Below are 26,826 nucleotides of genomic sequence, written 5' to 3'. Positions count from 1 at the left end.
CCGGTCGAAACCGGGCATCCGCCCATCCCACCTCGGGTGGCCCCCCGGCACGTGGCCGGGAGCGCATTCGCTTGCGTAGAGCCGAGCCCATGCTCGGCTGATCCATCCGGCGCCGCGATGCGCGCTGGAAAGGCAGCCGAGCATGGGCTCGGCTCTACACGTCCAAGCCCTATTTCTCGCTGGTGATCAGCTGCACGACGCTGGAGAAATCCAGCTTGCCGCGGCCGGCCTGGTGGTTCATCGAGTACAGGTTGCGGGCCACTTCACCCAGCGGAATCGAGGCGCCGACGCTCATCGCCGCTTCCACCGCCAGGCCCATGTCCTTCAGCATCAGGTCACTGCCGAAGCCACCGCTGTAACCGCGCGAAGCCGGTGCATTTTCCAGCACGCCCGGCCACGGGTTGCACACTTCGGTGGCCCAGCTGCGGCCGGTGCTGACCGCCATCATCTGCGACAGCACCTTCGGGTCCAGCCCGTGTGCCACGCCGAGCGCGATGGCTTCGCCGGTGACGGCCATGATCACGCCCAGCGCCATGTTGTTGCACAGCTTGGCGACCTGGCCGGCGCCGCTGGCGCCCACATGGAAGATGTTCTTGCCCATCGCCTGCAGCACAGGGCGGGCGCGTTCCAGCGCGTCCTCTTCACCACCGACGATGAAGGTCAGCGTGCCGGCCTGTGCGCCGGCAGTACCGCCGGACACCGGTGCGTCGATCATCTGCAGGCCACGTGCGGCGGCCGCTTCGGAAACCTTGCGCGCGCTGGCGGGGGCGATCGTGCTGCAGTCGATGACCAGCGCACCGGCGGGAATCGCAGCAAGGATGCCATCGTCGCCCAGATACACACCTTCGACGTGGCGGCTGGCCGGCAGCATCGAGATCACCACCTCGGCGTCGGCAAGCGTCTCGCGTGCCGACGGCGCGGCGCTGGCGCCTGCATCGACGGCGGCCTGTACGGCGGCCGGCACCAGATCGAACACGCGCACGGTGTGGCCGTTCTTGACCAGATTGGCGGCCATCGGGCCACCCATGTTGCCCAACCCAATGAATGCAATGCAGCTCATGCCAGGCTCCTTTCAACGACAGGGGTGCCCAGGTCGGCCAGCGGATGCGCGGCGTCGGCCCAGGGAGAAGCGAAGAACGTATCGGCCCATGCGCGGCTGGCATCGACCAGTGTGGCCGGGTTCCACGATGGAGTGCGGTCCTTGTCGATCAGCAGCGCGCGGATGCCTTCGGCGAAATCGCCATGCGCGGCGCAATGCAGGGCCGTGATGTATTCCAGCCGGTACACGCTGGCCAGATCCTGGCCGGCGCTGCGGCGCTGCAGTTCGAAGGCCAGCCGTGCCGAACCCGGCGCACCGGCGTCAAGGGTCTTCTGTGCGGCCTGCAACCAGGCATCATCGGTCTGCAGGGTGCTGATGCGTTCGACGATGGCGGCGAGATCATCGCCTTCGCACAGCGCATCGACTTGCGCGGCATTGGCCAGGAGCGGGCCGGTAGCCGCGTCGCTGGCGAACGACAGCAGCAGCTGCGACAACCGTTCATGGTTGCGTGCGGCATCGGCCGACCACGCCACCTGCAGCAGCGCATCGAACACCGCGCTGCGGCGCTCTTCGGCCACGTGCACGTCAGCCAGGCCGGCATAGATCGCATCGCCGGGGTTGAGCAGCGCACCGGTCAGGGCCAGGAACAGGCCACCGTTGCCCGGCACACGCGGCAGCAGCCAGCTGCCACCCACGTCCGGGAACAGGCCGACCGTGATTTCCGGGAAGGCCAGCTTGGAACGCTCGCTGACCACGCGATGACTGGCACCGGACATCAGGCCGATGCCGCCGCCCATCACGATGCCATGGCCCCAGCACAGGATCGGCTTGGCGTAGGTATGGATCAGGTAGTCGACGCGGTACTCGACGTCGAAGAACTCGGCGGCGTAGTCGTTCTCGCGGATGTCCGTGTGGCCGGCCTCGCGGTAGGCGAGCATGCTCTGGTACAGGCTGTGCAGGTCGCCGCCGGCACAGAATGCCTTTTCACCCGCGCCCTGCAGCACCACCATGGCGATGCCGTCGTCGTCGGCCCAGGCGTTGAGCTGCTTCAGCAGCAGGTGCGCCATCGGCAGCGAGAAACCATTGAGCGTACGCGGCGCGTTGAGCGTGGCGATGCCGATACGCGCGCCGTTTCCAGCGGCGCGCTCTTCGAACAGTACCGGTGCTTCGGCAGCGTTCGTGTCGACCGCGGTCATGCGTTCTTCCACTGCGCGGCGCGCTTTTCAAGGAAGGCACTCACGCCCTCGACCTGATCGGCGGTGTCGAACAGATCGACGAAGGCCTCGCGCTCGGCCACCAGCGCCGAGGCATGGGTGCCGGTGCGGGTGGACTGCACCAGGGTCTTGCAGGCGGCGATGCTGGTCGGACTCTGCTTGCCAGCCTTCTTCGCCCATTCCAGTGCCAGTGCCTTGGATTCGCCCTTGCCGACCTTTTCTTCGGCAAGACCAATCCGCACCGCGGTCTCGGCGTTGATGCGCTCGCCGAGCAGGATCATGCGCTTGGCCCAGCCCTCGCCGACCAGGCGCGGCAGGTTCTGGGTGCCACCGGCGCACGGCAGCAGGCCAACGGTGGCCTCCGGCAGCGCGACCTGGGCGTGGTCTTCGATGATGCGCAGGTCGCAGGCCAGCGCGCATTCAAGGCCGCCGCCCATGGCGTAGCCGTTGATCGCAGCGATCGACACGCCACGGAACGCGGACAGCGCCTCGAAGGCTTCACCGAAACGGCGCGCGGCCTCACGTGCAGCAGCCTTGTCGCCGGAGGCGAACTGGTTGAGGTCGGCACCGGCGGAGAAGAACTTCTCGCCATCACCGGTGATCACCAGCGCGTAGATCTCGCGGTCTGCGTTGAGTGCGCCCACCAGATCGCGCAGCGCCGACAGGCTGTGCACGGTCCAGGTATGCGCGGGCGGGTTGTGCAGGGTGACCACGGCGGTGTGGCCATCGGCCTCGACCTTCAGGCCCACGTGCTCCTGGGTACGCCAATCCTTCATCGCAGTTCCTCTTCGGTGTTGAGCAGGTGACGGGCAACGATCACCCGCATGATCTCGTTGGTGCCTTCCAGGATCTGGTGCACGCGGCTGTCGCGCAGCAGGCGCTCGATCGGATATTCGCGGATGTAGCCGTAGCCACCGTGGATCTGCAGGGCTTCATTGCAGATGTTGAAGCCGGCATCGGTGGCGAAACGCTTGGCCATCGCGCACCACACGTTGGCATCGCTGGCACCGGCATCGAGCTTGCGTGCAGCGGTATGCACCATCTGCCGCGCCGCGACCAGTTCGATGGCCATGTCGGCCAGCTTGAACTGCAGTGCCTGGAATTCGGACAACGCCTTGCCGAACTGGCGGCGCTCGCCCATGTAGCGGCGCGCGGCATCCAGCGCACCCTGCGCAGCACCCAGCGAGCAGGCGGCGATGTTGATGCGGCCGCCATCGAGCCCCTTCATCGCCAGCTTGAAGCCGCCACCTTCCTCTCCCAGAAGGTGGCTGACCGGCACGCGGACGTTTTCGAAGGTGATGCCGCGGGTGGGCTGGCTGTTCCAGCCCATCTTCTCTTCCTTGCGGCCGTAGCTGATGCCCGGCAAGTCGGCCGGCACCGCGATCGCGCTGACTCCGCCTGCACCGGCACCGCCGGTACGTGCCATCACCACCAGCAGTTCGGTGGCGCCGGCACCGGAAATGAAGGCCTTGGCGCCATTCAACACGTAGAAATCGCCATCGCGCACGGCGCTGGTCTTCAGCGAGGCCGCATCCGAACCGGCACCCGGCTCGGTCAGGCAGTACGAGGCCAGCTTGCTGCCCGAAGACAGGTCATTGCCCCACGCATCGCGCAGCGCCGGCTGGCCCCACTTGGACACCATCCACGAGGCCATGTTGTGGATGCTGATGTAGGCCGCGGTCGACGGGTCGACGTTGGCGAGCTCCTCGATGACGACGGCGGCGTCCAGTCGGCTCAGGCCGCTGCCGCCCACTTCCGGGTCCATGTACAGACCGCAGAAGCCCAGTTCACCGGCCTTGGCGATCGCCTCGCGCGGAAAGATGCCCTCCGCATCCCATCGCGCGGCGTGCGGCGCCAGTTCGGCCTGTGCGAAGTCACGCGCCGCTTCGCGGTACGCCTGCTGCGCTTCTTCCTGTTCCGTCGTCATCGAGTGGCTCATGGCTGCTCCCTGCTGTTACTTCAGGCTGATCGTGGTGTTGACGCCGTGGCTCAGCGTCTCGTCGTCGAACCAGCGCGCGGTGACGGTCTTGGTCTGCGTGTAGAACAGCACCACCTGCTTGCCGTACGGACCCAGGTCGCCCAGCTTGGAAGCGCGCGAACCGGTGAACGAGAACAGCGGCACCGGCACCGGGATCGGTACGTTGATGCCGACCTGGCCGACGTCGATGTCTTCCTGGAAGCGGCGTGCAGCGGCGCCGGACTGGGTGAACAGCGCGGTGCCGTTGCCATTCGGGTTGCTGTTGACCATGGCGATGGCCTCATCCAGCGTTTCCGCTTCGAGGATGACCAGCACCGGCCCGAAGATTTCTTCCTGGTAGATGCGCATGTCGGTGGTGACACCGGCAAAGATGGTCGGGCCGACGAAGTTGCCCTTCTCGAAACCATCGACCTGCGGCTTGCGGCCATCGAGCACCAGCTTTGCGCCCTGCTCCACACCCGAGGCGATCAGGCCTTCGACGCGATCACGGGCGCTGCAGGAAATGACCGGGCCGACGTCGGTGCCGGCCACGGTGCCGCCGCTGACCTTCAGGGTCTTGGCCTTCTCCACCAGGTCCTGCACCCAACCGCGCGCTTCACCGACCAGCACCAGGGTGGAGGCGGCCATGCAGCGCTGGCCAGCCGCACCGAAGGCAGCACCGACCATCGCGTTGAGGGTCTGCTCCTTGTTGGCGTCCGGCAGCACCACGGCGTGGTTCTTGGCGCCCATCATGCACTGCACGCGCTTGCCGGCCAGCGAGGCGCGGTTGTACACGTGGGTGCCGACGCGGGTGGAACCGACGAACGAAACGGCCTTGATGTCCGGGTGGTCGCAGATGGCGTTGACCACTTCCTCGCCACCGTGGACGACGTTCAGCACGCCCTTCGGGATGCCCGCTTCCAGGGCAAGCTCGACCAGGCGCATGGTGACCATCGGGTCCTGCTCGGACGGCTTGAGGATGAAGGTGTTGCCGGTGGCAATGGCCATCGGGAACATCCACAGCGGGATCATCGCCGGGAAGTTGAACGGGGTGATGCCTGCGCACACGCCCAGCGGCTGCATGATGCTGTAGGTGTCGACACCGTTGGCCACGTTGTTGGCCAGTTCGCCCAACTGCAGGTTGCCGATGGCGGCCGCATGCTCGACCACTTCCAGGCCGCGGAACACATCGCCTTCGGCGTCCGGCAGGGTCTTGCCCTGTTCGGCGGTGAGGATGTGCGCCAGCTCGCTCATGTTTTCGCGGATCAACTGCTGGTACTTCAGGAAGATGCGCGCGCGGGTACCGATCGGGGTCTTGCGCCAGGTCTTGAAGGCTTCCTTGGCGGCGGCCACGGCGGCGTCGACTTCACCCGTGGTGGCGAACGGCACCTGGGCCAGCACGTCCTGGGTGGCCGGATTGATCACGTCCTGCCAGTGGGAGGTGGCCGATTCAACGAACTGGCCATCGATCAGCATGCGGATACGGGGCGCTGCAACAGTCATGACGACAATCCACGGGGTGCGAATGATGCTTGGCATTATTCACAGCACGCACCTCGATTTCCGGCCTGAATCCGCTTAATCTGGCCAATGCCCGCCACGATTCCTGTTAATTCTGTGAATTATTCAGCCCCCCAGCGCCAACTTGGTCTGCGTCTGCTGCGCCTGCGCGAGCAGCGCGGCTACAGCCAGGCCGACCTTGCCCGCGCACTGGGGCTGTCGGCCAGCTACCTGAACCAGATCGAGCGAAACAAGCGCCCGCTGACGCCTGCGGTGCAGAAGAAGCTGGGCGAGGTGTTGGGCGATGTTTCCGCCCTGTTCGACGACAATGAGCCCGCCGCGCTGCAGGAGTCGCTGGGCGAAACCCTGCGCGACCTGGGCCTGGCCGACGTCAGTGCCACCGAACTGCGGGCGCTGGCCGGCAACCTACCGCAGGTCAGCCGCGCGTTGCTGGACCTGCACCGCCGCCACCTGGCATTGCGCGAGCATGCCGCCGCGCTGGAATTCCAATTGGGCGAGCCGGGCGCAGGCAGCACGCTGCCGGCCGGTGACCAGGTGCGCGAGTTCTTCAACCGGATGCACAACCACATCCCCGAACTGGATGAACTGGCCGAGCAGCTGTTCGCCGAATGGGGGCTGGCGCCGGGACACGTGGCACCCCGGCTGCGCCAGTTGCTGGCCGATCGCCACGGTGTGCTGGTGGAAGTGGCCGCGCTGCAGGCCGGGCGCGAGAAGCGCCAGTACGATGCCGGCAGCCGTACGCTGTGGCTGCCCGATTACCTGGAACCGGGCCAGCAGGCGTTCCAGATGGCGGTCGAGCTGGCGCTGCGCGGCTACCTGCCGCAGATCGATGCGGTGATCGCGCGCACCGGCTTCAGCGACGAGGCCCGCATCGCGCAGGCGCGCATCGGCCTGTCCAACTATTTCGCCGGCGCTCTGGTGATGCCGTACATGCGCTTCCTGCGCGCGGCCGAAGCCAGCAGCTATGACATCGAGCTGCTGGCGCACCAGTTCGGCGTGGGATTCGAGGCGGTCTGCCATCGCTTGAGTACGCTGGCACGCCGCAGCGCACCCGGCCTGCCATTCTTCTTCATCCGCGTGGACCGCGCCGGCAATGTCTCCAAGCGCCACTCGGCCACCGATTTCCACTTCTCGCAGGTGGGCGGTTCATGCCCGTTGTGGATCGTCTACGAGGCGTTCAACCAGCCCGGACGCATCCTCACCCAGACCGCGCGCATGCCTGATGGCCGCCGTCATTTCTGGCTGGCACGGCAGGTCAGCAGCGGCCCGGTGGGCCACGGCCAGCCACGCAAGACCTTCGCGGTGGCACTGGGCTGTGACCTGCAGCATGCGGACAGGCTGGTGTATTCGCTGGGGCTGGACGTGCAGAGCCCGGGTAATTCAGTGTCGATCGGGCCGGGCTGCCGGGTGTGCCCGCGCGAGGACTGCATGCAGCGTGCGTTTACCCAGTTGCCGGGAAGGTAGGGTTGGTTCGGCAGGGCTGCGCCCTGCACCTGCTTCAATCCAAGGCAACAGCAGAAGCAACAGCGGGCATTCCGTGGGATGGCGGGGTGGGTCCCGCCGCTGTTGGTGGGTGTCGACCTTGGTCGACACGGTAGATCCACGCCATGCGTGGATGCGCTTCGATGAATTGTCGACTATTCGATTTCGGTGGAGATGCATCCACGCATGGCGTGGATCTACTAAACCTTCCGCGCGTAGGCTGCATCCCACTGGGGATGCCCGCCCCGGAGACCGCCATGTCCCTGCTGCGTCCCTGCCTCGCCCTGCTGCTTGCTGCCGTCGCTGCGCCGGCATGGGCGACCTTTTCGATTGCCGCCTGCAACGAGGCCGGCGACTGCGGCGTGGCGGTGGCTACCCACAACCTCGCCGTCGGCGGTGTCGGCGTGCCGTGGGCGCAGGCGAAGGTTGGCGCGGTCGCCAGCCAGTTCGAAACCAACCCGACCTACGGCTCGAAGGGGCTTGCACTGTTGGCCAAAGGCCGTGCGCCGGGGCAGGTGCTCAAGCAGTTGTTGGACGAGGATGGCGACTTCGATGGCACCACCATCGCCGAGCGCCAGGTCGGGCTGGTCAGTGCGCGTGGCGGCAACGCGCAGTACACCGGCGCCACCGCACAGCAGGCCGATTGGGCGGGTGCCGTTGGCGAGGGCCAGGTGAGCGTGCAAGGCAACGGACTGGCCGGGCCGGAGGTGCTGGCGGCGATGCAACGCGCGTTTGCGGCCACCCACGGTGAGCTTGCCGCGCGGCTGTTGGCCGCACTGGAAGCAGGACAAGCGGCAGGCGGGCAACGCAGCGGGCAATGGTCGGCGGCGCTGCTGGTGCGCACGCCGGGCGGCGACTGGCAGGACACCGACCTGCGCGTGGATGCCGACCCGCGCGCCGTAGCGCGATTGCGCGAGCTGTACGACATGCGGCTTTCAAATGACGCGATCATCCGCGCCGAGCAGCAGTGGGAACGCGGCGATGTTGCGGCTGCGCGCGCATCGCTGGCCACATCGCTGGCGCTCGCGCATGGCTGGGACCGCACATGGGCGCGTGCCGCGCGATTGGCAATGTCGCACGGTGAAACCGCATTGGCCCGCGAATACCTGGCGGGATTGCGCGCGCTCAACCCGGAATGGGTGAAGCAGGAGTTGGCCTTGCCGTTGTACTCGCCATTGCGGGGCGATGCGGTGGTCGAGGCGTGGCGATAGACGGTAGCGCCGGGCCATGCCCGGCGAGCGCAGCGGTACGAAAGGCCGCCGGGCATGGCCCGGCGCTACCGGACAGCGATCAATAGATCGGCGTCACCTTCATCTGCGGCAACGGCCGTGGCGAGCCGTCGGTGAGGTCGGGGCCAAGATCATCCCAACTGCGGCCCTGCTCCACCATTAACCCCCACAGCTGCTGCGATGCCAGCCGCTTGTCTTCCGAGCCCAGCTTGTAGGACGGCGGTGGCGGCGCGCCGGTGGCCACCATCGCATAGGCCGCGCGATAGGCCAGCACCTGCTGCGCCGGATCATCGGTGCGCGAAATCTCCAGCGTATAGCGCTGGTAGGCCGAGGCCAGGTTGCGCCAACGGATCCAGTAATGGTTCTCGAACGAGAACGAACAGAAGCGTGCGCCGGCCAAGCTGCCCTTGTCGGCGATGCGGGTCAGCACCTCCTGTGGCATGTCCAGGTTCATGCCGCCCTCGTCGCCCTGCAGGCTCACATGCACGATGCGGTCACGATAGCCGGGCGCGCGCGCCTGCAGCAGGTCGCGCCAGTTCTGCATGGTGGCCACCACCGCAAACAGGAAGCGGCCCAGTTCGCCGGCCGCCAACGGCGTGGCAATGGACTGGTAGTGCCGCTGCCATCCATGGCGGTTCTCGGTGGGCAGGAACACCGAGCGTTCCAGCGCCTGCCGGCTGTCGCTCTCGCGCTGCACCGGCTCGGGCCGTTGCGGATAGACCAGATTGATGGCGAAGGTCGGCCAGCGCGGCAGCGCCGCATCGAACAGGTGGATCGGGAAGTTGCTGCTGATGCCGCCATCGGAGAACCAGCACACCCGGAACGCGGTGATCACCGGACCGCAGGCCTGGCCTGCACTGGTCAGGCCTTCCATGCTGTCGGCCACGTTGTGCCCGGCCTCGCTTCCCGTGGTCGACGTCGGCTCGCAGCGACGCTCGCGACGCGAGGGCTCATGCAGCGGCACCGCGCTGATCAGCAGCGGGAAGCTGAGGCTCATGCGCGTGGCCACCAGTACCGGCAGCGACGCGCCCTGCGGCAGATGGTAGTAGTTGCGGCCTTCAACCTCACGCGGTGGGCCGGCGCGGTCGACCATCCACTGCACCACGCTGGCCGGGAACAGCTGCTCGAACTCCTCGCGCAGGAACCAGAACTGCGCACCGCCCAACGGCAGCGTGCGCGGTTCGTTGTGCGACACGCAGGTGGTGATCATCTGCAGGGTGATCGCATGCGGGCTGTCCGGCTCGCCCGCATAACGCGGCGCGTCGTGCAGATCGGCGAAGGTCAGCGGTGCATTCATCGGTTTGCCTGACAACTGCTGCAGGCTTTCATGCAGCCACTCGGTCAGCGCCGGCGTGCCTGCGTTCCGGCTCAGTCCACTGCAAAGCCCCAGCAGGTTGCGTCGCGCCACCCGTGCCACGCGCAGCGCCGCCCCGGCTACACCTGCACCATAGGCACACAACAGCGACGGCAGCAGGGTCGCCGCCACGCCGCTCCAGCCACCGCCCCACCAGCCCAGGCCAAGCAGCAGTGCCAGCGACACCAGCACTTCCAGCGGCGCGATCTGGAAAACCGCGATGGCCAGGCACAGCAGCTTGCGCGGCCAGCCGGCGTTGCCGGTCAGCACCACCAGCAGCCGATACGCAGCGCGTGCGCCAGCGGCGGGTTGAAACAGGCTGTAGATGAATCCACGCCGCGACAGCTGTGCCGACACCGCTGAAAGGCCGCCATATCCCGCATCACCCGGCAGGTGTTCCCCCAGTTGCTGGCGGCGGTCGCCGTATGCCGCAGCGGCGGCCACGGCAGCGGCGATCGCACCGGCCGAGGTACCACCGATGCTCTTGAAACGGTATTCGCGGGCCAGTGCGAGCACCGCGTTGGGATACACGATGCCGCTGGTGATGCCGCCTTTCATGACCAGATCGCAGTACTTGTCTGCCACTACCCTTCCCCCGCTTGCCAACGGCGCGCCGCAGCGCGTATTGCCATCCCTGGACCGGTGAGACCTGCCTGTCATTGCCATAGCGCCTGGACGTCGGGCACGGGAACGTGTGAAAGATTCCCATCCAACGCCAGGAATGCAGTATGACGTGGCGCCCTCTCACTGCCTGAGACCACCGCCGCAGTTGTGCAGGCACGTCGCCGGCAGGCAGCCGCCATGCCGTGCTGGCAGCTGTCTGGCACCACTGGCGGATACTTGACCGGCGGCACCGAAGGCGTAGCATCTGCAGCAAGCCAAGGGACAGACCCTTCGCTGCCACAACGACATGAGGGATTCTCATGGAATTCGACTATCTCGTCTTCATCGGGCGTTTCGAGCCCTTCCACAACGGCCATGCCGCCGTTGCCCGCCTTGCCCTGAGCAGGGCCCGCAAGCTGATCTTCCTGGTCGGCTCTGCCGATACCCCCCGCAGCCTGCGCAATCCCTGGACCGTGGCCGAACGCGCCGTGATGATCCAGGCCGCCCTCGATGGCAACGCCGATCGCCTGCTGATCCAGCCACTGCGTGACCACCTGTACAACGAAGCCCAGTGGATCGCCAGCGTGCAGCGTCATGTGGCCGAAGCCCTGCGCAACGATGGCGCCGCATCCGATGCGAAGGTCGGCCTGATCGGCATGGACAAGGATGCTTCCAGCTACTACCTGCGGGAATTCCCGCAATGGCCGCTGGTCGATGTGCAGCACACCGCAACGTTGTCGGCCACCGAGCTGCGTCGTTACCTGTTCGAAGCCGGCGACGTGGATTTCCACGGTGCACTGCTGATGCTGCGCGGCAATGTACCGGCACCGGTGTACGACATGCTCGAGGCGTTCCGCAGAAGCTCGCCGGCCTACGCGCAGCTGTTGGCCGAGTACCGTTTCATCGAGCAGTACAAGGCCGCCTGGAAGGATGCGCCATACGCACCGACCTTCGTCACCACCGATGCGGTGGTGGTGCACTCGGGCCACGTACTGCTGGTCCGCCGTCGTTCGGCACCGGGCAAGGGCCTGTGGGCGCTGCCCGGCGGCTTCGTCGGCCAGGAACAGGGCCTGCTCGACAGCTGCCTGCGCGAACTGCGCGAGGAAACCCGGCTGAAGATTCCACTGCCGGTGCTGAAAGGCTCGCTGAAGGGCCAGCAGGTGTTCGACCACCCCGAGCGCAGCCAGCGCGGCCGCACCATCACCCATGCCTTCCACTTCGAATTCCCCGCTGGCGAACTGCCGGCGGTGCGCGGTGGCGACGACGCCGACAAGGCGCGCTGGATTCCGGTCAGCGAGGCGCTGGACATGGGCCCGCAGCTGTTTGAAGACCACCTGCACATCCTGGAGTACTTCCTGGGCCGGGGCTGATCGCACTGGACCCTGCAGAACCCGTTTTCCCCACCGGCGGACAGACCGCCGGTGCCACTCGACGCGAAGGAGCTTCCGTCATGCATTACCTCGATAACCTTCTCCTCAACACCGACAGCTACAAGGCCAGCCACTGGCTGCAGTACCCGCCGGGTACCGACGCCACGTTCTTCTACGTGGAATCACGCGGCGGCCTGCACGATCGCACGGTGTTCTTCGGCCTGCAGGCGATCCTCAAGGATGCCCTGGCACGGCCGGTCACCCACGCCGACATCGACGACGCCGCAGCGCTGTTCGCCGCGCATGGCGAACCGTTCAACGAAGCCGGCTGGCGCGATATCGTCGACCGTCTCGGCGGCCATCTGCCGGTACGCATCCGCGCCGTACCCGAGGGCAGCGTGGTGCCCACGCAGCAGGCGCTGATGACCATCGAGTCGACCGACCCCGCCGCCTTCTGGGTGCCGTCCTACCTGGAAACCCTGCTGCTGCGCGTGTGGTACCCGGTCACCGTGGCGACCATCAGTTGGCATGCGCGGCAGACCATCGCCGCGTTCCTGCAGCAGACCAGCGATGACCCGCAGGGGCAGCTGCCGTTCAAGCTGCACGACTTCGGCGCACGTGGCGTCTCCAGCCTGGAATCTGCCGCACTGGGTGGTGCTGCGCACCTGGTCAACTTCCTCGGCACCGATACGGTATCGGCGCTGTGCCTTGCACGTGCGCATTACCACGCGCCGATGGCGGGCTATTCGATTCCGGCCGCCGAGCACAGCACCATCACCAGCTGGGGCCGCGAGCGCGAAGTGGATGCGTACCGCAACATGCTGCGCCAGTTCGGCACGCCCGGTGCGATCGTAGCGGTGGTGTCGGACAGCTATGACATCTACCGCGCCATCAGCGAACACTGGGGTACCACCCTGCGCGAAGAAGTGATCGCTTCCGGCGCCACCCTGGTCGTCCGCCCCGACTCGGGCGACCCGGTGGAGGTGGTGGCCGAAAGCCTGCTGCGGCTGGATGCCGCGTTCGGTCACACGATCAACGGCAAGGGCTACAAGGTGCTCAACCACGTCCGCGTCATCCAGGGCGATGGCATCAACCCGGACACGATCCGCGCGATCCTGCAGCGCACCACCAATGATGGCTACTCGGCCGACAACGTGGCCTTCGGCATGGGCGGCGCACTGCTGCAGCGGCTGGACCGTGATACGCAGAAGTTCGCACTGAAGTGCTCGGCCGCGCGGGTGGACGGTGACTGGATCGATGTCTACAAGGATCCGATCACCGATGCCGGCAAGGCCAGCAAGCGCGGCCGTATGCGCCTGCTGCGCCGCTTGGACGACGGCAGCCTGCACACGCTGCCGCTGCCGGCCGATGGCGATGACACCCTGCCGGCCGGCTTCGAGGATGCGATGGTGACCGTGTGGGAGAACGGCCGCCTGCTGCACGACCAGCGCCTGGATGACATCCGCGCCCGGGCCGCTGCCCAGCGTTGAGGACCCATCCACGCATGGCGGGGATCCCGCTGGGGGTCAGAGCCCGTTGCGGGCAACGGGATCCGACCCCTGGGCCTTGACCGGCGCCGCCAACGCGTCCACCGTGGGCGCGCCGAAGGTATCCCTGCCGTGGTCTGGATGACGACAGGGATTTAAACGGGAATCCGGTGAAGGCGCCTCGCGCGCCCATTCCGGAGCTGCCCCGCAGCGGTGAATGGAAACGAATCCTGCCAACAGCACTGGGCTCGCGCCTGGGAAGCGGCAGGTAGTAGGTGGGCTGCGGCCCGTGTCCATCAGCCCGAATACCGGCCCCGGCCGGGGGACTCGACCGTCCCCTGACTCGACCTGGAATCTCCGCGGGGAGGTTGCCGGGGCCATCGTCGTCCTGCGCGTGCAGGTGGCGTGGCCGCGCGCGTCCTGTTCACGGTTTCCGGCCAGACCCGCTGCTGCCCACGCCCAGATGCACCCGACGATGACCGAGCTCCAACGCCCCACCCTGACCCTTCCCGACAACGGCCAGCGCCTGCTGCTGCACTCGTGCTGCGCGCCATGCTCGGGCGAAGTGATGGAGGCGATCACCGCCTCCGGAATCGACTACGCGATCTTCTTCTACAACCCCAACATCCACCCGGTGAAGGAGTACGAGCTGCGCAAGCAGGAGAACATCCGCTTCGCCGAGCAGCACAACATTCCCTTCATCGACTGCGACTACGACACCGACAACTGGTTCAGCCGTGCGCGTGGCATGGAGAATGAACCCGAGCGCGGCATCCGCTGCACGATGTGCTTCGACATGCGTTTCGAGCGCACCGCGCTGTACGCACACGAACACGGCTACGACACCATCAGCTCCTCGCTGGGCATCTCGCGCTGGAAGAACATGGCGCAGATCAACGACTGTGGCGTGCGCGCCGCCTCGCATTACGAAGGCCTGCAGTACTGGGACTACAACTGGCGCAAGGGTGGTGGTGCCAGCCGCATGGTCGAGATCAGCAAACGCGAGCAGTTCTACCAGCAGGAATACTGTGGCTGCGTGTATTCGCTGCGCGATGCCAACCGCCACCGTCGTGAGAACGGCCGCGAGCGCATCAAGATCGGCCTGCTGTATTACGGGCAGGACAACGACGCCGCCAGCAGCGATTGACGTGCGCGCGAGGGGCGGCCACGCTGGTCGCCCCTCTTCCGTTGTACCGGACCTGCCATGACCGCCCTGCCCGCTGACGTCGCCCTGCTGGTGATCGACCTGCAGCCGGACTTCATGCCCGGTGGCGCCCTCGCCTGCGAACAGGGCGATGCGCTGGTGGCGCCGATCACGGCACTGCTGGCCGAGCGCCGCTACCGCACCGTGGTCGCAACCCAGGACTGGCACCCGGCCGACCATGCCTCGTTTGCCAGCCAGCATCCGGGGCATCTGCCGTTCGAAGCGATCCTGCTGCACGCACAGCCGCAGACCCTGTGGCCGGACCACTGCGTGCAGGGCAACGCGGGCGCCGCACTGCACCCGGGCGTGGACTGGACCGTGGCCGACCTGATCCTGCGCAAGGGCACCCGCCAACAGGTGGATTCGTACAGCGCCTTCCGCGAAAACCACGGTCCCGACGGCACGCGCCCAGCGACCGGACTGGCCGGCTGGCTGCACGAACGTGGGATCCGCGAGGTGCACGTGTGCGGGTTGGCACGCGATTACTGCGTGCTGTGGAGCGCGCAGGACGCGGTGAAGTCCGGCTTCCGGGTGAAGTTCCTGTGGGAGCTGACCCGCCCGGTGACCGATGCCAACGACGGCATGGTGCGCGAGGCCCTGGCGAAGGCGAGGATTGCGATCCTGTAAGCAGCATGTCGCCTCTGCCGCTTGTGTGCCTGATTCGCAACCTGCAGAATCGCGCCATCCAGCCCTCCAAGTACGCCCCCCAACAGATCGCGGGACGGCCGAACCGAGGGCTTTTCATTGGATGACGCCAGGAGGGCAAAGGTATGCCGACGGCAGTTCTCATTGATGGCGGCTACTTCATCAAGCGCTTTCGCCGCATCGAGCCCCACAACGCTTACAACGCCCAACGCGCCGCCGAGGTCGCCCACCGATGGGCCATCGCCCATCTGAAGCATGCAAGTGGCGAGCGACGGGACCTCTATCGCATCTTCTTCTACGACTGCCCGCCGTTGCGCAAGAAGATGCACAACCCGATTTCCGGTCTGTGCATCGACTATTCGCGATCCGACGAAGCGCTGTTCAGAACCAGCCTGCACGAGGCACTGAAGCAGAAGCGGAAGGTCGCCCTGCGTCTTGGCCATCTCACCGACTTCAGTTCGTGGACGACCGGGTCACGAACCTTCGACGACCTGCTCAAGGGAAAGCGAACGTTCGGCGATCTTCAGGCCGACGAGCTGCAACCGAATGTGCGGCAGAAAGGCGTGGATATGCGCATCGGCATCGACATCTCGTCACTCGCCCTCAAGCGTCAGGTCCGCCAGATCATTCTGATGGCGGGTGATGCTGACTTCGTGCCGGCCGCGAAGCTCGCCCGGCGTGAAGGCGTCGATTTCGTGCTGGATCCGATGTGGTCATCCATTCCCAAAGGGCTGATGGAACACATTGATGGCGTACGCTCCACCTGCCCCAAGCCATTGGAGCAACAGCGGGCGCATCGCGGGCAGTTGCCGCGTGCCATCCCGGGAACCGCCAGCGCTACCTGAACACCACCGTGCGGTGCCCGTTGAGCAGGATGCGGTGCTCCACGTGCCGGCGTACCGCCCGCGCCAGCACCTGCGATTCGGTATCGCTGCCCAGCCGCACCAGTTCCCTCGGGGTCATCGCGTGGTCCACGCGGGCCACGTCCTGTTCGATGATCGGGCCCTCGTCCAGGTCTTCGGTGACGTAGTGTGCGGTGGCGCCGATGATCTTGACCCCGCGCGCATGCGCCTGGTGGTACGGCTGTGCGCCCTTGAAGCTGGGCAGGAAGCTGTGGTGGATGTTGATTGCCCTGCCCGCCAGCGCACGGCACAGCGTGGGCGAAAGAATCTGCATGTAGCGCGCCAGCACCACCAGATCGATGCGCTCGCGTTCGACCAGGTCGATGATCTGCTGTTCCTGCGCCGCGCGCGTGTCCGCGTTCACCGGCAGGTGGTGGAACGGCACCTGGTAGGACGCCGCCAGCGCCGCGAAGTCCGCATGGTTGGATGCCACCGCGGCGATATCCACCTTCAGCTGGCCGCTGTGTGCACGGAAAAGCAGGTCGTTCAGGCAATGGCCCTGCTTGCTGACCAGCACCAGCAGGCGTGGCCGGCGGCGACCGTCATGCAGCTGCCAGTCCATGCCGAAGTCCGCTGCCAGTGCGGCCATCGCGGTGTGCACGGTGTCCAGCGGCAGGCCCGCATCGCGGTCGAAGTGCACGCGCAGGAAGAAGCGACCGCTCTCCTCATCGCCGAACTGCTGGGCGTCGAGGATGTTGCAGCCGTGGTCGAACAACAGGCCCGACACGCGATAGACGATGCCGGTGCGGTCGGGACAGGAGAGGGTGAGGATGGAATCGGGGCGCATTGCCCGAGTGTAGGGCAGCACTGCGGCGTGGTGGACGATGGTCACCGATGCAACCGACTGCTTGGTACAGACCCAAGCGATACTTGGCCTTCCGCATGGCAAGCTGGTCGGTCATGAACCTGTTGCAGCTCATCCGCAGCTTCACCCGCACCGCAGAGACCGGCAGCATTGCCGCTGCGGCACGCACCCTTGGCATCAGCGCCACCGCCGTGGGCCAGAACATCAACCGTCTGGAAGCCCACCTGGGCGTACGCCTGCTGAACCGCAGCACGCGCCAGCTGGCGCTGAGCGAGGCCGGCACGGTGTACCTGGCACAGGTGCGGCATCTCGAAGCCGATCTGGCACGCGCGCAGGCCATGGTCACCGGCGACGTGGAACCGGCCGGGCCCCTGCGCATCGCCAGCAGCAGCGCGTTCGCCCGGCACGTGCTGGCACCGCTGCTGCCCTCACTGCAGCAGCGCTACCCGCAGCTGCAACTGGAACTGCGCCTGACCGATCGCGCCGTGCAGCACGGTGCCGAGGCGGTGGATGCAAGCCTCCGCATCGGCGCGCAGCTGGAGGACGGGCTGGTGGCGCGGCCCCTGGCACGCATTCCGTTCGTGTTCTGCGCATCGCCAGCGTACCTGCAGGCACACGGCACGCCGCTGGAACCGGCGCAGCTGGCCGCCCATCGCGGCCTGCTGCACCGCTTCCCCACCGACGGCCGGCCACTGCGCTGGGGCCTGCTGAAAGAGGGGCAACGCGTGGACGCGGCACTGCCGCCGAGCATGGTCTGCGATGACATCGATGCGCTGGCCGAACTGGCCGCTGCCGGAGCCGGCATCACCCGGCTGGCGGCGTTCGTGGCCGAGCCGTACCTGCGTGACGGGCGCCTGCAGGCGGTGTTCGGTTGCGGCAGCGACTGGCAGCCGGAACCGATGGACGTCTATTTCTGCGTCAGCGACCGCCGCGACTTCACCGCCAAGATCCGCGCGCTGTTCGAGCACCTGCAGGCCGGCCTGCCGCCGGCCTGGCGGGTGTAATGCTCAGCGCGGACTGAACACGCCGCGTGCATCGCGCGGCTCGCAGCGCAGGTACTGCGGCGCCGGCACCACGGTGTCACCCAGCGCAGCAGCGGCGTGCCACGGCCAACGCGGGTCGTACAGGATGCCGCGGGCCAGCGCGATGGCATCGGCCTGGTTGTGGCGCAGGATCGATTCGGCCTGCTCCGGCTCGGTGATCATGCCTACCGCGATCACCGGCATGCGCACCTTCTTGGCCTTGATCGCCGCCGCGAACGGCACCTGGTAGCCGGGGCCGACGCTGATCTTCTGGCGCTCGTGCAGGCCGCCACTGGAAACGTGCAGGAAATTGCAGCCGCGTGCGTCCAGTACCTGTGCCAGCGCCTCGCTCTGCACGATGTCCCAGCCACCCTCGACCCAGTCGCTGGCGGAGATGCGCACGCCCACGGCGACCTTGTCCGACACCGCGGCACGCACCGCGTCGAACACTTCAACCAGCATCCGCAGGCGGTTCGGCAGCGAGCCGCCGTAGCCATCGGTGCGGCGGTTGCTCAGCGGCGACAGGAACTGGTGCAACAGGTAGCCATGTGCGGCGTGAATCTCGATCAGCTCGAAGCCCAGGCGCTCGGCGCGCACCGCGCTGGCGGCGAAGGCGGCAACGACTTCGGCGATGCCGGCCTCGTCCAGTTCCTGCGGCGCCGGGTCGGTGGCATGGAACGGCAGCGGCGACGGTGCGACCGTGGCCCAGCCGCGGACATCATCGGCCGGCAGCTGGCCACCGCCCTCCCACGGGCGCGCCGTAGAGGCCTTGCGGCCGGCATGGGCCAGCTGCACACCCAATGGCATCGGCGACCAGCGGCGCACGCTGGCCAGCACCTGCGCCAAGGCCGCTTCGGTGCCGTCATCCCACAGGCCCAGATCGGCCCAGCTGATGCGGCCGCGCGCTTCGACCGCAGTGGCCTCCAGGATCAACAGGCCCGCACCGGACTGCGCCAGGTTGCCCAGATGCATGGCGTGCCAGTCACTGGCGCGGCCGTCTTCGGCGGAGTACTGGCACATCGGCGCGACGACGATGCGGTTGGACAGGGTCAGGGGGCCGAAGGAGATCGGCGAAAACAGCTGGCTCACGGCAGTGGGGGTGTATCAAAGGGGGTGCGTATTGCACCGCTGTACGGCCGATAGATCAACCGTGTGGGTAGATCGCTGTTTCGTGGGCAAGGCGCAGCCGATGTCTCAGCGCACCCAGCCGGCCAGCGCCTCGGCGCAATCGCGCTCGTCCTTGAACTGCAGCAGGTCGTCGGCACGGGTGCGGCCACGGTTCAGCGCGGCCACCGGCAGGCCAGCCTTGGCCGCCGCCTGCACGAAGCGGAAGCCGGAATAGACCATCAGCGAGGAGCCCACCACCAGTACCGCATCCGCCTGTTGCAGGTGGTCGTGCACGGCATCCACACGCTCACGCGGCACGTTCTCGCCGAAGAACACCACGTCCGGCTTCAGCAGGCCGCCGCAGTGCGCGCAGTCGGGCACCACGAACGTCGAGAAGTCGGTTTCCAGATCGGCATCGCCGTCGGGCGCGATACCGGCCTGCAGCGATTCCCAGCCGGGGTTGGCGTCCAGCAGCTGCTGCTGGAAGTCCTCACGCTCGCTGCGACGTTCGCAGCCCATGCAGCGCACCAGGTCCAGGCGACCGTGCAGGTCGATTACGTTGCGGCTGCCGGCACGCTGGTGCAGGCCATCCACGTTCTGGGTCAGCAGCACCTGCAGCTTGCCGCTGTCTTCCAGTGCGGCCAGCGCCTGGTGGGTGCCGTTGGGCCGGGCCCGGCCGAAGCGTGGCCAGCCCAGCAGGCTGCGCGCCCAGTAACGCTGGCGGGTGGCGGCCTCGCCCATGAACGCCTGGTAGGTCACCGGCGGCGTGCGCTTCCACTGGCCATCGGCATCGCGGTAATCGGGAATGCCCGAAGCGGTGCTGCAGCCGGCGCCGGTCAGCACGAACAGGCGTTGGGCGCGGTCGATGAAGTCGGTGAGCGGCAGGGTCATGGCAGCCAGATGGGGGCGCGCGGGCGCCCCCGCAAGCACAGGCTCAGGCCGCCGGCGCGCCGGGAAGCTGCGGCACGGTCACCGGATGGCCGTCCTCGCCCAGGGCGATCATCACGAAGTGGCCGCGGGTGCACAGCTTGCGCTCGCCGCTGTGCAGGTCCTCGGCGATCAGCTCCACCTCGACCTTCATCGAGCTGCGGCCGACCTCGACGATGCGGCCGATGGTCTCCACCATCTGGCCGATGCGGATCGGCAGCTTGAAATCGACCTGGTCGCTGCGCGCGGTCACCACGGTGCGGCGCGAGTAGCGGGCGGCGGCCAGGAAGGCGGCCTTGTCCATCCATGCCAGTGCCTGGCCACCGAACAGGGTGCCCATGTGGTTGGTGTGGTTGGGGAAGACGATTTCGGCCATGCGCACTTCGGTCGGCGGCACGGTCTCGGGAATGGGGGTCATGGGGGCGGTTCGGGTGTGGGGTAAGACGGATTTTAAGGCAGGTGGCGTGCAGGCGGCGCTACACTTCGGCACCCCCACTGCGTGAACCCACCATGCCCGCCACGTCCAACCTGCTGGCCTTCGCCCTTGTCTCGCTGGCCATGGTGCTGACACCCGGGCCGAACATGATCTACGTGATCTCCCGTTCGATCTGCCAGGGCCGCGTGGCCGGGCTGATCTCGCTGGGTGGGGTCGCGCTGGGCTTCGTGTTCTACATGCTGTGCGCGGCGCTGGGCATCACCGCGCTGCTGATGACCGTGCCGTTCGCCTACGACGCGCTGCGCATCGGCGGCGCGCTGTACCTGCTGTACCTGGCCTGGCAGGCGCTGAAGCCGGGCGGCCGCTCGCCGTTCGCGGTGCGTGACCTGCCGGTGGACGGCCCGCGCAAGCTGTTCGCGATGGGCTTTCTGACCAACGTACTGAACCCCAAGGTCGCGGTGATGTACCTGTCGCTGCTGCCGCAGTTCCTGCACCCGGACAGCGAAGGCGGCGTGTTGATGCAGTCGCTGGTGCTGGGTTCCACCCAGCTGCTGGTCAGCGTGAGCGTGAACGCGGTGATCGCGATAATGGCCGGCAGCATCGCCGGCTTCCTCGCCGCCCGCCCCACCTGGCAGGCGGTGCAGCGGTGGTTCATGGGCACGGTACTGGCCGGACTGGCCGTGCGCATGGCGGTGGATGGGCGGCGGTGATGACCCTTCCGATGCTGCAGCGATACTCCTATCTCAAGATCGATGGGCCGTCCTGCGTTTGAACATGCTGTGCCGGCTGTAGTTCAAGGATCGCTGCTTGCGATTGAGTCAATGCATCAGCACGATGAAGCGACTCCGCTTCAGGCGCACGAAGCGCATCCATCGTATTCATGTGTCCTCGGCGATGGGCTGGATCATCCATTGCTCCCTCCACTATGAAGACCCTCTCACCCCGAGCCAGGCTTTCTGTCGGGTTGTTCAGCACAACATGGTCAACCCGCGAAAGCCCCTGCTCCTTCGCCAGTACCAGCAGGCTTGCGGACATGCGCTGACTCGACTCGTCCCACGGCTTCCCATGCTCGGTGTCCAAGCGTTCCACACCAGCCCTGATCTGCATATAGAGAGCACGGTCTGCATCGCCAAGTTCAGCTGTTGAAGAAGACACTCGATGCAGCGACGGTGAGTCGTCGGCGGGAGTGCCAACTCTGTCCGCAACTGCGGTGCGTTCGGCGTCAAGTTCTGGCTCTGGCCTGCGTCGTCGCTGCCGCTGCGAGGGCGCTATGTGCTGGTCATAGTGTGCGCCGTAGTAAAGCTCGTAGTTCGCATGAGGACCAACAGACGGAGCCTCCGTCTTGAATACCTCGGCGATCTGATCCAGTGCTTGGCTACGGTTGATCCTTCCGGCCTGGAGTTCCGCCGCAATGGCTCCATATTGTTGTGGCCGGTTACCTGTGCCGGAAACGCCAATGTCCGGACCGCCAGCGGCGACAATTTCGCGCTGGACCTGGACATTGCTGAGAGTCGCAGCTGCTTCTCCTCGCAACTTGCTGTTTACATAGGATTGCTTAGTCGTCGGATCTGATGGTTCGGTGAAGAGATGGTGCCCAACTTCGTGAGAAAGAGAACGTGCGATTCTGGAGCCTTGCCCGATTGCGTTCTCGTCAATAACGATCTTCACACCGGGAATAAGATAGGTGCCGCCACCGGCTTGCCCCCATTCGACACCCAGGTTGTCGCGATCAGCCTGTGCGAGACCCGCTCGAAGTGTTGGGGATTTCGCCAGAAGCGGCGCCAGCGAGGGATCGGCCAATGGCGAAGCCGGACGACGTGTGGCTCCTGGTCGGCCACCCTCCTGCGGCTGTGACAGTGCAAGTTCTTCATTACGCTCCATGGTGCGGCTCCTTCGCAATGACAGGGGGCTAGCGCTGACTGATCGATACGAAGGTCAGCGTCTTGTAGTCGAGGGAGAGCCCGAGCACTACCTTGGCACTGTTCACCTGAGCAGACCAGTAAGGTCGGGAGTCAGGCGCATCGGGGTGAGGTGGCTCTATGGTGGAGTTCTCCCAGATGATTTCCTCGAGCGCGATGCTCGGTGGCGCGACCTCAAAGATCAGGGTCGCGTGCGTAGGATCGTCGGCAGAACTTCTCAGCGTGATGTTCCGGACCTCAAGGTCGCCCAACATTCCGCGTTCTGCGGTCCGCTCGTCCCGCAGGCCCTGTCGCGTCGGTGCACCCAAGTGCGTGTGAAGTTGTTCATTCAATGCGTCGACATCATCAAAACGCACGCTGGCCAAACGCTCGATATCGTTCTTGAATCGCTCCATACCAATTTCACTCCCTGATTTGATGGACTGTCTTTGATTCAAATGATGCGAGGGGGTTGGGCGTGCACCGCTCGAACACGCTGACAGTACCAACGCTGCAATAGTGATTGTGAGGCAGCGATACCCTGCTACCCAGGGGCGGCGTCGAAGTCCACCTTTTGATGAAGAAGCGCATTTCTCGACCGATGCATTCATGAAAGTACCTCTCGCGGGAGTCCCACTTTCGCGAATCTAGCACGACGTCGGAGTCAAGCAGGTCACTGGCCGTGGGCACTCAGTCGCCGATGTGGCAAGTCGGCTCGGTGAATCGATCCACGGTCTTCACCGCTGGCGAAAGAGGTATGTGAATCCATCATCCACGCGCCCGGTGGCAACGGCTCGGAGATGGATGACCGACATCCGGGCACGGTGCTGGCCGGGTTGGCGGTGCGCATGGCACCCTGAAAACCTTCCGCGCTGCGCGCTCGCCGGGCATGGCCCGGCGCTACCGTGGAAACGAAAAACCCCGGCATTGGCCGGGGTTTCTCGTTGCGACAGACCTGACCGGTTCGATCAGAAGTTCATGTCGAAGGCGACTTCGCCCTTCACGCCCACCTGGTAGGCCGAGGCGCGGCGTTCGAAGAAGTTGGTCAGTTCCTGCACGTCCTGCAGTTCCATGAAGCTCAGCGGGTTGCGCACGTTGTACTTGCGCTCCATGCCCAGGCGATGGAAATGGTTGTCGGCGCAGTGCTGCAGGTACTGGCGCATGTCACGGGTGGAAATACCCGCCACGCCACCGGACAGCACGTCCTCGGCGAACTGCACTTCGCACTCGATGGCTTCGGCCAGCATGTCGTAGACATCCTGCTTCATCTTGTCGTCGAACAGGTCCGGCTCTTCCTCGCGGATCACGTCCACGCACTCGAAGGCGAACTCCATGTGCGCGCTCTCGTCGCGGAACACCCAGTTGGTGCCCGAGGCCAGGCCATTGAGCAGGCCGCGCGAACGGAAGTAGTACACGTAGGCGAAGGCAGCGAAGAAGAACAGGCCTTCGATGCACGCAGCGAAGCAGATCTGGTTGAGCAGGAACTGGCGGCGCTCGTCGCGGGTCTCGATGCGCTTCAGGTCCTGGATCGAGTCGATCCACTTGAAGCAGAAATCGGCCTTCTTCTTGATCGAGTCGATGTTCTCCACCGCGGCGAAGGCTTTGACGCGCTCGTCCGGATCCGGCAGGTAGTTGTCCAGCAGGGTCAGGTAGAACTGCACGTGCAGCGCTTCTTCATACAGCTGGCGCGACAGGTACATGCGCGCTTCGGGCGCGTTCAAGTGCTGGTACAGGTTCAGCACCAGGTTGTTGGACACGATCGAATCGCCGGTGGCGAAGAACGCGACCAGACGGTGGATCAGGTGACGCTCGCCCGGCGACATCTTGCTGTGCAGGTCGCTGATGTCGATCTGGAAGTTGATCTCTTCCACCGTCCAGGTGTTCTTGATCGCGTTCCGGTACATGTCATAGAACTGCGGGTAGCGCATCGGGCGCAGGGTCAGTTCAAAACCGGGATCGAGCAGCATCTGCTTGGGCTTGTCGGCCATGGGTGTTTCCTTGAATTCCTGGGTGAGCGGCCGGGCATGGCCCGGCGCTACCGTGGGTGTCTCTCTGCAGCCGAGCATGGCTCGGCTCTACAGGTATGAGGTGCCGGCGATCGCCGGCACGGCGCGTCTTACTGGCAGGCCTCGCAGGCTTCCGGGTTCTCCAGCGAGCAGGCGATGGCCTCTTCCGGGCTGAACACCTTCTCCGGGCCGGCGGTGGCCACGTGGCTGACGGTGGTCTTGGCGATCTTGGTGGCCGGACGCGAACGCAGGTAGTAGGTGGTCTTGATGCCCTGCTTCCAGGCGTACATGTACATGGACGACATCGCGCCGATGCTCGGGCTTTCCATGAACAGGTTGAGCGAGGCGGACTGGTCGATGAAGGCACCACGATCGGCGGCCATGTCGATCAGCGAACGCATCGGCAGTTCCCATGCGGTGCGGTAGACGTGGCGCAGCGTTTCCGGAATCTGGGTGATGGCCTGGATCGAGCCGTCGGCCAGCTTGATCGCATCGCGCATTTCCGGGGTCCAGTGGCCCAGCTTCTTCAGCTCGTTCACCAGGTAGCGGTTCACCTGCAGGAAGTCACCGGACAGGGTCTCGCGCTTGAACAGGTTGGACACCTGCGGTTCCACGCACTCGTAGCAGCCGGCGATGGAGGCGATGGTGGCGGTCGGGGCGATCGCGATCATCAGCGAGTTGCGCAGGCCGTGTTCCTTGATGCGCTCACGCAGGACGTCCCAGCGTGCGGCATCTTCCGGCACCACGTTCCAGGCATCGAACTGCAGCTCGCCGCTGGCCGCACGGGTGTCGGCGAAGGACGGGTGCTTGCCACGTTCCTGGGCCAGTTCCACCGAAGTTTCCAGCGCGTGGAAGTAGATGGTCTCGGCGATCTTCTTCGACAGCGCGCGGGCTTCGGCGCCATCGAACGGCAGGCGCTTGCGGAAGAACACGTCCTGCAGGCCCATGCAGCCCAGGCCGACCGGACGCCAGCGCAGGTTGCCGCGACGTGCCGATTCGATCGGGTAGAAGTTCAGGTCGATCACGCGGTCCAGCTGGCGCACGGCCAGGCGCACGGTGTCGGCCAGCTTGTCGAAATCGAACTCGCCGTTGCCGTCGAAGTGGTTGCCCAGGTTGATCGAACCCAGGTTGCACACCGCGGTCTCTTCGGCCGAGGTGACTTCCAGGATCTCGGTGCACAGGTTGGACAGGTGGATCACGTTGCCAGCGCGCAGGGTCTGGTTGCTGGCGCGGTTGCACTTGTCCTTGAAGGTCATCCAACCGTTGCCGGTCTCGGCCAGGGTGCGCATCATCCGCGAGTACAGCTTGCGTGCGGAGATGGTGCGGTTGGCCTTGCCCTGTGCTTCGGCCTGCAGGTAGGCAGCCTCGAAGGCTTCACCGAACAGGTCGGTGAACTCGGGCACCACGCGCGGATCGAACAGCGACCATTCCTGGTCCGACTCGACGCGCTTCATGAACAGGTCCGGGATCCAGTTGGCCAGGTTCAGGTTGTGCGCACGGCGCGATTCGTCGCCGGTGTTGTCACGCAGCTCGAGGAAGTCCTCGATGTCGGCGTGCCAGGTTTCCAGGTACACACAGGCCGCGCCCTTGCGCTTGCCCCCCTGGTTCACCGCAGCCACCGACGAATCCATGGTCTTCAGCCACGGCACGATGCCGTTGGAGTGGCCGTTGGTCGACTTGATCAGCGAGCCACGCGAACGCACGCGGGTGTAGCTGACGCCGATGCCGCCGGAGAACTTGGACAGCTGGGCGATGTCGCCGTACTTGGAGTAGATCGATTCCAGCGAATCCTGCGGCGAGTCCAGCAGGAAGCACGAGGACAGCTGCTCGTGGGTGGTGCCGGAGTTGAACAGCGTCGGGCTGGACGGCAGGTAGTCCAGGTTGCCCATGCGCTTGTACAGCGCCAGGGTTTCCGGCACGTCCTCGCTCAGCGCGCTGGCGATGCGCAGGAAGAACTGCTGCGGGGTCTCGATCACCTTGCGGGTGTGCGGATGGCGCAGCAGGTAGCGGTCGTACAGGGTACGCAGGCCGAAGTAATCGAAGTTCAGGTCCAGCGAGATGTCGATGGCATCGTTGAGCTTGCGTGCGTTGGTCTGCACGAAGTTCAGCAGGCGGTCGTTGATCAGGCCCACTTCGTGGCCACGACCCACCGACTGCGAGAACGCGTGGATTTCCTGGTTGGACACTTCCTTGGCAATGAAGTTGGCCAGCAGGCGCGCGGCCAGGCGGCCGTACTCGGGCTCTTCGCCGATCAGCAGCGCCGCGGTGCGGATGGACAGTTCGTCCAGCTCCTGGGTGGTGGCGCCGTTGTACAGGCCGGAAATGGTGCGGGTGGCCACGCGCATCGGATCGACGGCGTGCAGGCCTTCAGAGGAACGCTGCACCGCGCGGACGATCTTGTTCAGATCCACCAGCTCGGTCGTGCCATTGCGCTTGGTCACACTCATCGCGTTGGACGTCGGCGGCGACGTCAACAGGAACTCGCTTTCCTTCTCGATGGTGGCGCTGGTCTCGGTGGTCACGGCGTGTGTCCTCTTGGCGTGATGGATGGTGGCTCGGTGCATCGGATGACGCGGCCCGGGACGTGACACCCCAGGGTGGCAGACCGGTGTCGCAGG

Annotated in this window: 23 protein-coding genes and 1 riboswitch; of the genes, 9 read left to right on the top strand and 14 right to left on the bottom strand. The window is 65.9% G+C overall.

From position 1 onward, the window contains the following. Positions 1 to 169: 169 nt before the first annotated feature. From mmsB to CR919_RS08290, 5 genes are read right to left on the bottom strand one after another with little or no spacing between them, the layout of a single operon-like run. On the bottom strand, positions 170 to 1,060 hold the full coding sequence (gene mmsB / locus CR919_RS08310; protein WP_099819606.1) for a 3-hydroxyisobutyrate dehydrogenase: 891 nt from the start codon (positions 1,058 to 1,060) through the stop codon (positions 170 to 172). Beyond that, a complete protein-coding gene (locus CR919_RS08305) occupies positions 1,057 to 2,235 on the bottom strand; it encodes an enoyl-CoA hydratase/isomerase family protein (protein WP_099819605.1) in 1,179 nt (392 codons plus the stop codon). The genes mmsB and CR919_RS08305 overlap by 4 nt, the downstream gene beginning before the upstream one ends. Then, on the bottom strand, positions 2,232 to 3,029 hold the full coding sequence (locus tag CR919_RS08300) for an enoyl-CoA hydratase (RefSeq protein WP_099819604.1): 798 nt from the start codon (positions 3,027 to 3,029) through the stop codon (positions 2,232 to 2,234). The genes CR919_RS08305 and CR919_RS08300 overlap by 4 nt, the downstream gene beginning before the upstream one ends. Then, positions 3,026 to 4,192: an acyl-CoA dehydrogenase family protein gene (locus CR919_RS08295; protein ID WP_099819603.1), complete on the bottom strand. Its 1,167-nt coding sequence runs from the start codon at positions 4,190 to 4,192 to the stop codon at positions 3,026 to 3,028. Before CR919_RS08295 ends, CR919_RS08300 begins: the two co-directional genes overlap by 4 nt. 15 nt (positions 4,193 to 4,207) lie before the next feature. Beyond that, positions 4,208 to 5,713 carry a CoA-acylating methylmalonate-semialdehyde dehydrogenase gene (locus tag CR919_RS08290; RefSeq protein ID WP_025875748.1) on the bottom strand — a complete coding sequence of 502 codons (1,506 nt, stop codon included), beginning with the start codon at positions 5,711 to 5,713 and terminating at the stop codon, positions 4,208 to 4,210. A gap of 114 nt (positions 5,714 to 5,827) precedes the next feature. Here CR919_RS08290 and CR919_RS08285 point away from each other — a divergent pair, with 114 nt between their 5' ends. Continuing rightward, positions 5,828 to 7,195 carry a short-chain fatty acyl-CoA regulator family protein gene (locus tag CR919_RS08285; protein WP_099819602.1) on the top strand — a complete coding sequence of 456 codons (1,368 nt, stop codon included), beginning with the start codon at positions 5,828 to 5,830 and terminating at the stop codon, positions 7,193 to 7,195. 275 nt (positions 7,196 to 7,470) lie between these two features. Beyond that, positions 7,471 to 8,424 (top strand): DUF1028 domain-containing protein, encoded by a 954-nt coding sequence (locus CR919_RS08280; protein ID WP_099819601.1) that lies wholly within the window; start codon positions 7,471 to 7,473, stop codon positions 8,422 to 8,424. Between the two features lie 79 nt (positions 8,425 to 8,503). Here CR919_RS08280 and CR919_RS08275 read toward each other — a convergent pair whose 3' ends face one another. Then, the gene (locus CR919_RS08275; protein WP_099819600.1) at positions 8,504 to 10,381 is read right to left on the bottom strand and encodes a patatin-like phospholipase family protein; all 1,878 of its coding nucleotides are present in this window, start codon (positions 10,379 to 10,381) and stop codon (positions 8,504 to 8,506) included. Between the two features lie 332 nt (positions 10,382 to 10,713). Between CR919_RS08275 and CR919_RS08270 the strand changes: the two genes are divergently transcribed. The 5 genes from CR919_RS08270 (at position 10,714) to CR919_RS08250 (ending at position 15,950) form a co-directional block, all read left to right on the top strand. Beyond that, positions 10,714 to 11,769: a bifunctional nicotinamide-nucleotide adenylyltransferase/Nudix hydroxylase gene (locus CR919_RS08270; RefSeq protein ID WP_099819599.1), complete on the top strand. Its 1,056-nt coding sequence runs from the start codon at positions 10,714 to 10,716 to the stop codon at positions 11,767 to 11,769. Positions 11,770 to 11,849: 80 nt separating this feature from the next. Continuing rightward, positions 11,850 to 13,259 carry a nicotinate phosphoribosyltransferase gene (locus CR919_RS08265; RefSeq protein WP_099819598.1) on the top strand — a complete coding sequence of 470 codons (1,410 nt, stop codon included), beginning with the start codon at positions 11,850 to 11,852 and terminating at the stop codon, positions 13,257 to 13,259. Between the two features lie 113 nt (positions 13,260 to 13,372). Then, positions 13,373 to 13,588, top strand: a riboswitch (cobalamin riboswitch). A gap of 143 nt (positions 13,589 to 13,731) precedes the next feature. After that, complete coding sequence (locus CR919_RS08260; RefSeq protein ID WP_099819597.1) at positions 13,732 to 14,403, top strand: epoxyqueuosine reductase QueH; 672 nt, start codon at positions 13,732 to 13,734, stop codon at positions 14,401 to 14,403. A 57-nt stretch (positions 14,404 to 14,460) separates the two neighbouring features. Next, on the top strand, positions 14,461 to 15,087 hold the full coding sequence (gene pncA, locus CR919_RS08255; RefSeq protein ID WP_099819596.1) for a bifunctional nicotinamidase/pyrazinamidase: 627 nt from the start codon (positions 14,461 to 14,463) through the stop codon (positions 15,085 to 15,087). Positions 15,088 to 15,230: 143 nt separating this feature from the next. Beyond that, positions 15,231 to 15,950 (top strand): NYN domain-containing protein, encoded by a 720-nt coding sequence (locus tag CR919_RS08250; RefSeq protein ID WP_099819595.1) that lies wholly within the window; start codon positions 15,231 to 15,233, stop codon positions 15,948 to 15,950. On the opposite strand, the gene purU is transcribed toward CR919_RS08250, so the two are convergent. After that, positions 15,943 to 16,794 carry a formyltetrahydrofolate deformylase gene (gene purU / locus CR919_RS08245; RefSeq protein WP_099819594.1) on the bottom strand — a complete coding sequence of 284 codons (852 nt, stop codon included), beginning with the start codon at positions 16,792 to 16,794 and terminating at the stop codon, positions 15,943 to 15,945. The two genes, CR919_RS08250 and purU, sit on opposite strands and share 8 nt — an antisense overlap. Positions 16,795 to 16,907: 113 nt before the next feature. Between purU and CR919_RS08240 the strand changes: the two genes are divergently transcribed. Next, complete coding sequence (locus tag CR919_RS08240; RefSeq protein ID WP_099819688.1) at positions 16,908 to 17,816, top strand: LysR family transcriptional regulator; 909 nt, start codon at positions 16,908 to 16,910, stop codon at positions 17,814 to 17,816. Positions 17,817 to 17,819: 3 nt separating this feature from the next. Here the strand turns inward: CR919_RS08240 and CR919_RS08235 are convergent, their stop codons facing one another. From CR919_RS08235 to CR919_RS08225, 3 genes are all read right to left on the bottom strand, one after another. After that, on the bottom strand, positions 17,820 to 18,923 hold the full coding sequence (locus CR919_RS08235; protein ID WP_099819593.1) for an NADH:flavin oxidoreductase/NADH oxidase: 1,104 nt from the start codon (positions 18,921 to 18,923) through the stop codon (positions 17,820 to 17,822). A 105-nt stretch (positions 18,924 to 19,028) separates the two neighbouring features. Then, on the bottom strand, positions 19,029 to 19,832 hold the full coding sequence (locus tag CR919_RS08230) for an NAD-dependent protein deacetylase (protein ID WP_099819592.1): 804 nt from the start codon (positions 19,830 to 19,832) through the stop codon (positions 19,029 to 19,031). Between the two features lie 43 nt (positions 19,833 to 19,875). Continuing rightward, a complete protein-coding gene (locus tag CR919_RS08225) occupies positions 19,876 to 20,286 on the bottom strand; it encodes an acyl-CoA thioesterase (protein ID WP_089241503.1) in 411 nt (136 codons plus the stop codon). A 92-nt stretch (positions 20,287 to 20,378) separates the two neighbouring features. On the opposite strand from CR919_RS08225, the gene CR919_RS08220 reads away from it, so the two are divergent. Then, positions 20,379 to 21,014 (top strand): LysE family translocator, encoded by a 636-nt coding sequence (locus CR919_RS08220; protein ID WP_099819591.1) that lies wholly within the window; start codon positions 20,379 to 20,381, stop codon positions 21,012 to 21,014. 28 nt (positions 21,015 to 21,042) lie between these two features. Here the strand turns inward: CR919_RS08220 and CR919_RS08215 are convergent, their stop codons facing one another. From CR919_RS08215 to CR919_RS08200, 4 genes are all read right to left on the bottom strand, one after another. Next, positions 21,043 to 22,185, bottom strand: coding sequence for an XVIPCD domain-containing protein (locus CR919_RS08215; RefSeq protein ID WP_099819590.1), 1,143 nt, complete (start codon positions 22,183 to 22,185; stop codon positions 21,043 to 21,045). Positions 22,186 to 22,213: 28 nt separating this feature from the next. Next, entirely contained in the window at positions 22,214 to 22,618 is a 405-nt protein-coding gene (locus CR919_RS08210) for a hypothetical protein (protein ID WP_099819589.1), read from the bottom strand. 552 nt (positions 22,619 to 23,170) lie between these two features. After that, on the bottom strand, positions 23,171 to 24,190 hold the full coding sequence (locus tag CR919_RS08205) for a ribonucleotide-diphosphate reductase subunit beta (protein WP_089241511.1): 1,020 nt from the start codon (positions 24,188 to 24,190) through the stop codon (positions 23,171 to 23,173). Positions 24,191 to 24,318: 128 nt separating this feature from the next. Next, positions 24,319 to 26,730 (bottom strand): ribonucleoside-diphosphate reductase subunit alpha, encoded by a 2,412-nt coding sequence (locus tag CR919_RS08200; protein WP_099819588.1) that lies wholly within the window; start codon positions 26,728 to 26,730, stop codon positions 24,319 to 24,321. Positions 26,731 to 26,826: the final 96 nt, after the last annotated feature.

Origin of the sequence: Stenotrophomonas sp. LMG 10879, from assembly GCF_002750935.1 — a bacterium.
GTDB lineage: Bacteria > Pseudomonadota > Gammaproteobacteria > Xanthomonadales > Xanthomonadaceae > Stenotrophomonas > Stenotrophomonas lactitubi_B.
This window is presented reverse-complemented; position numbering and strand designations above follow the sequence as displayed.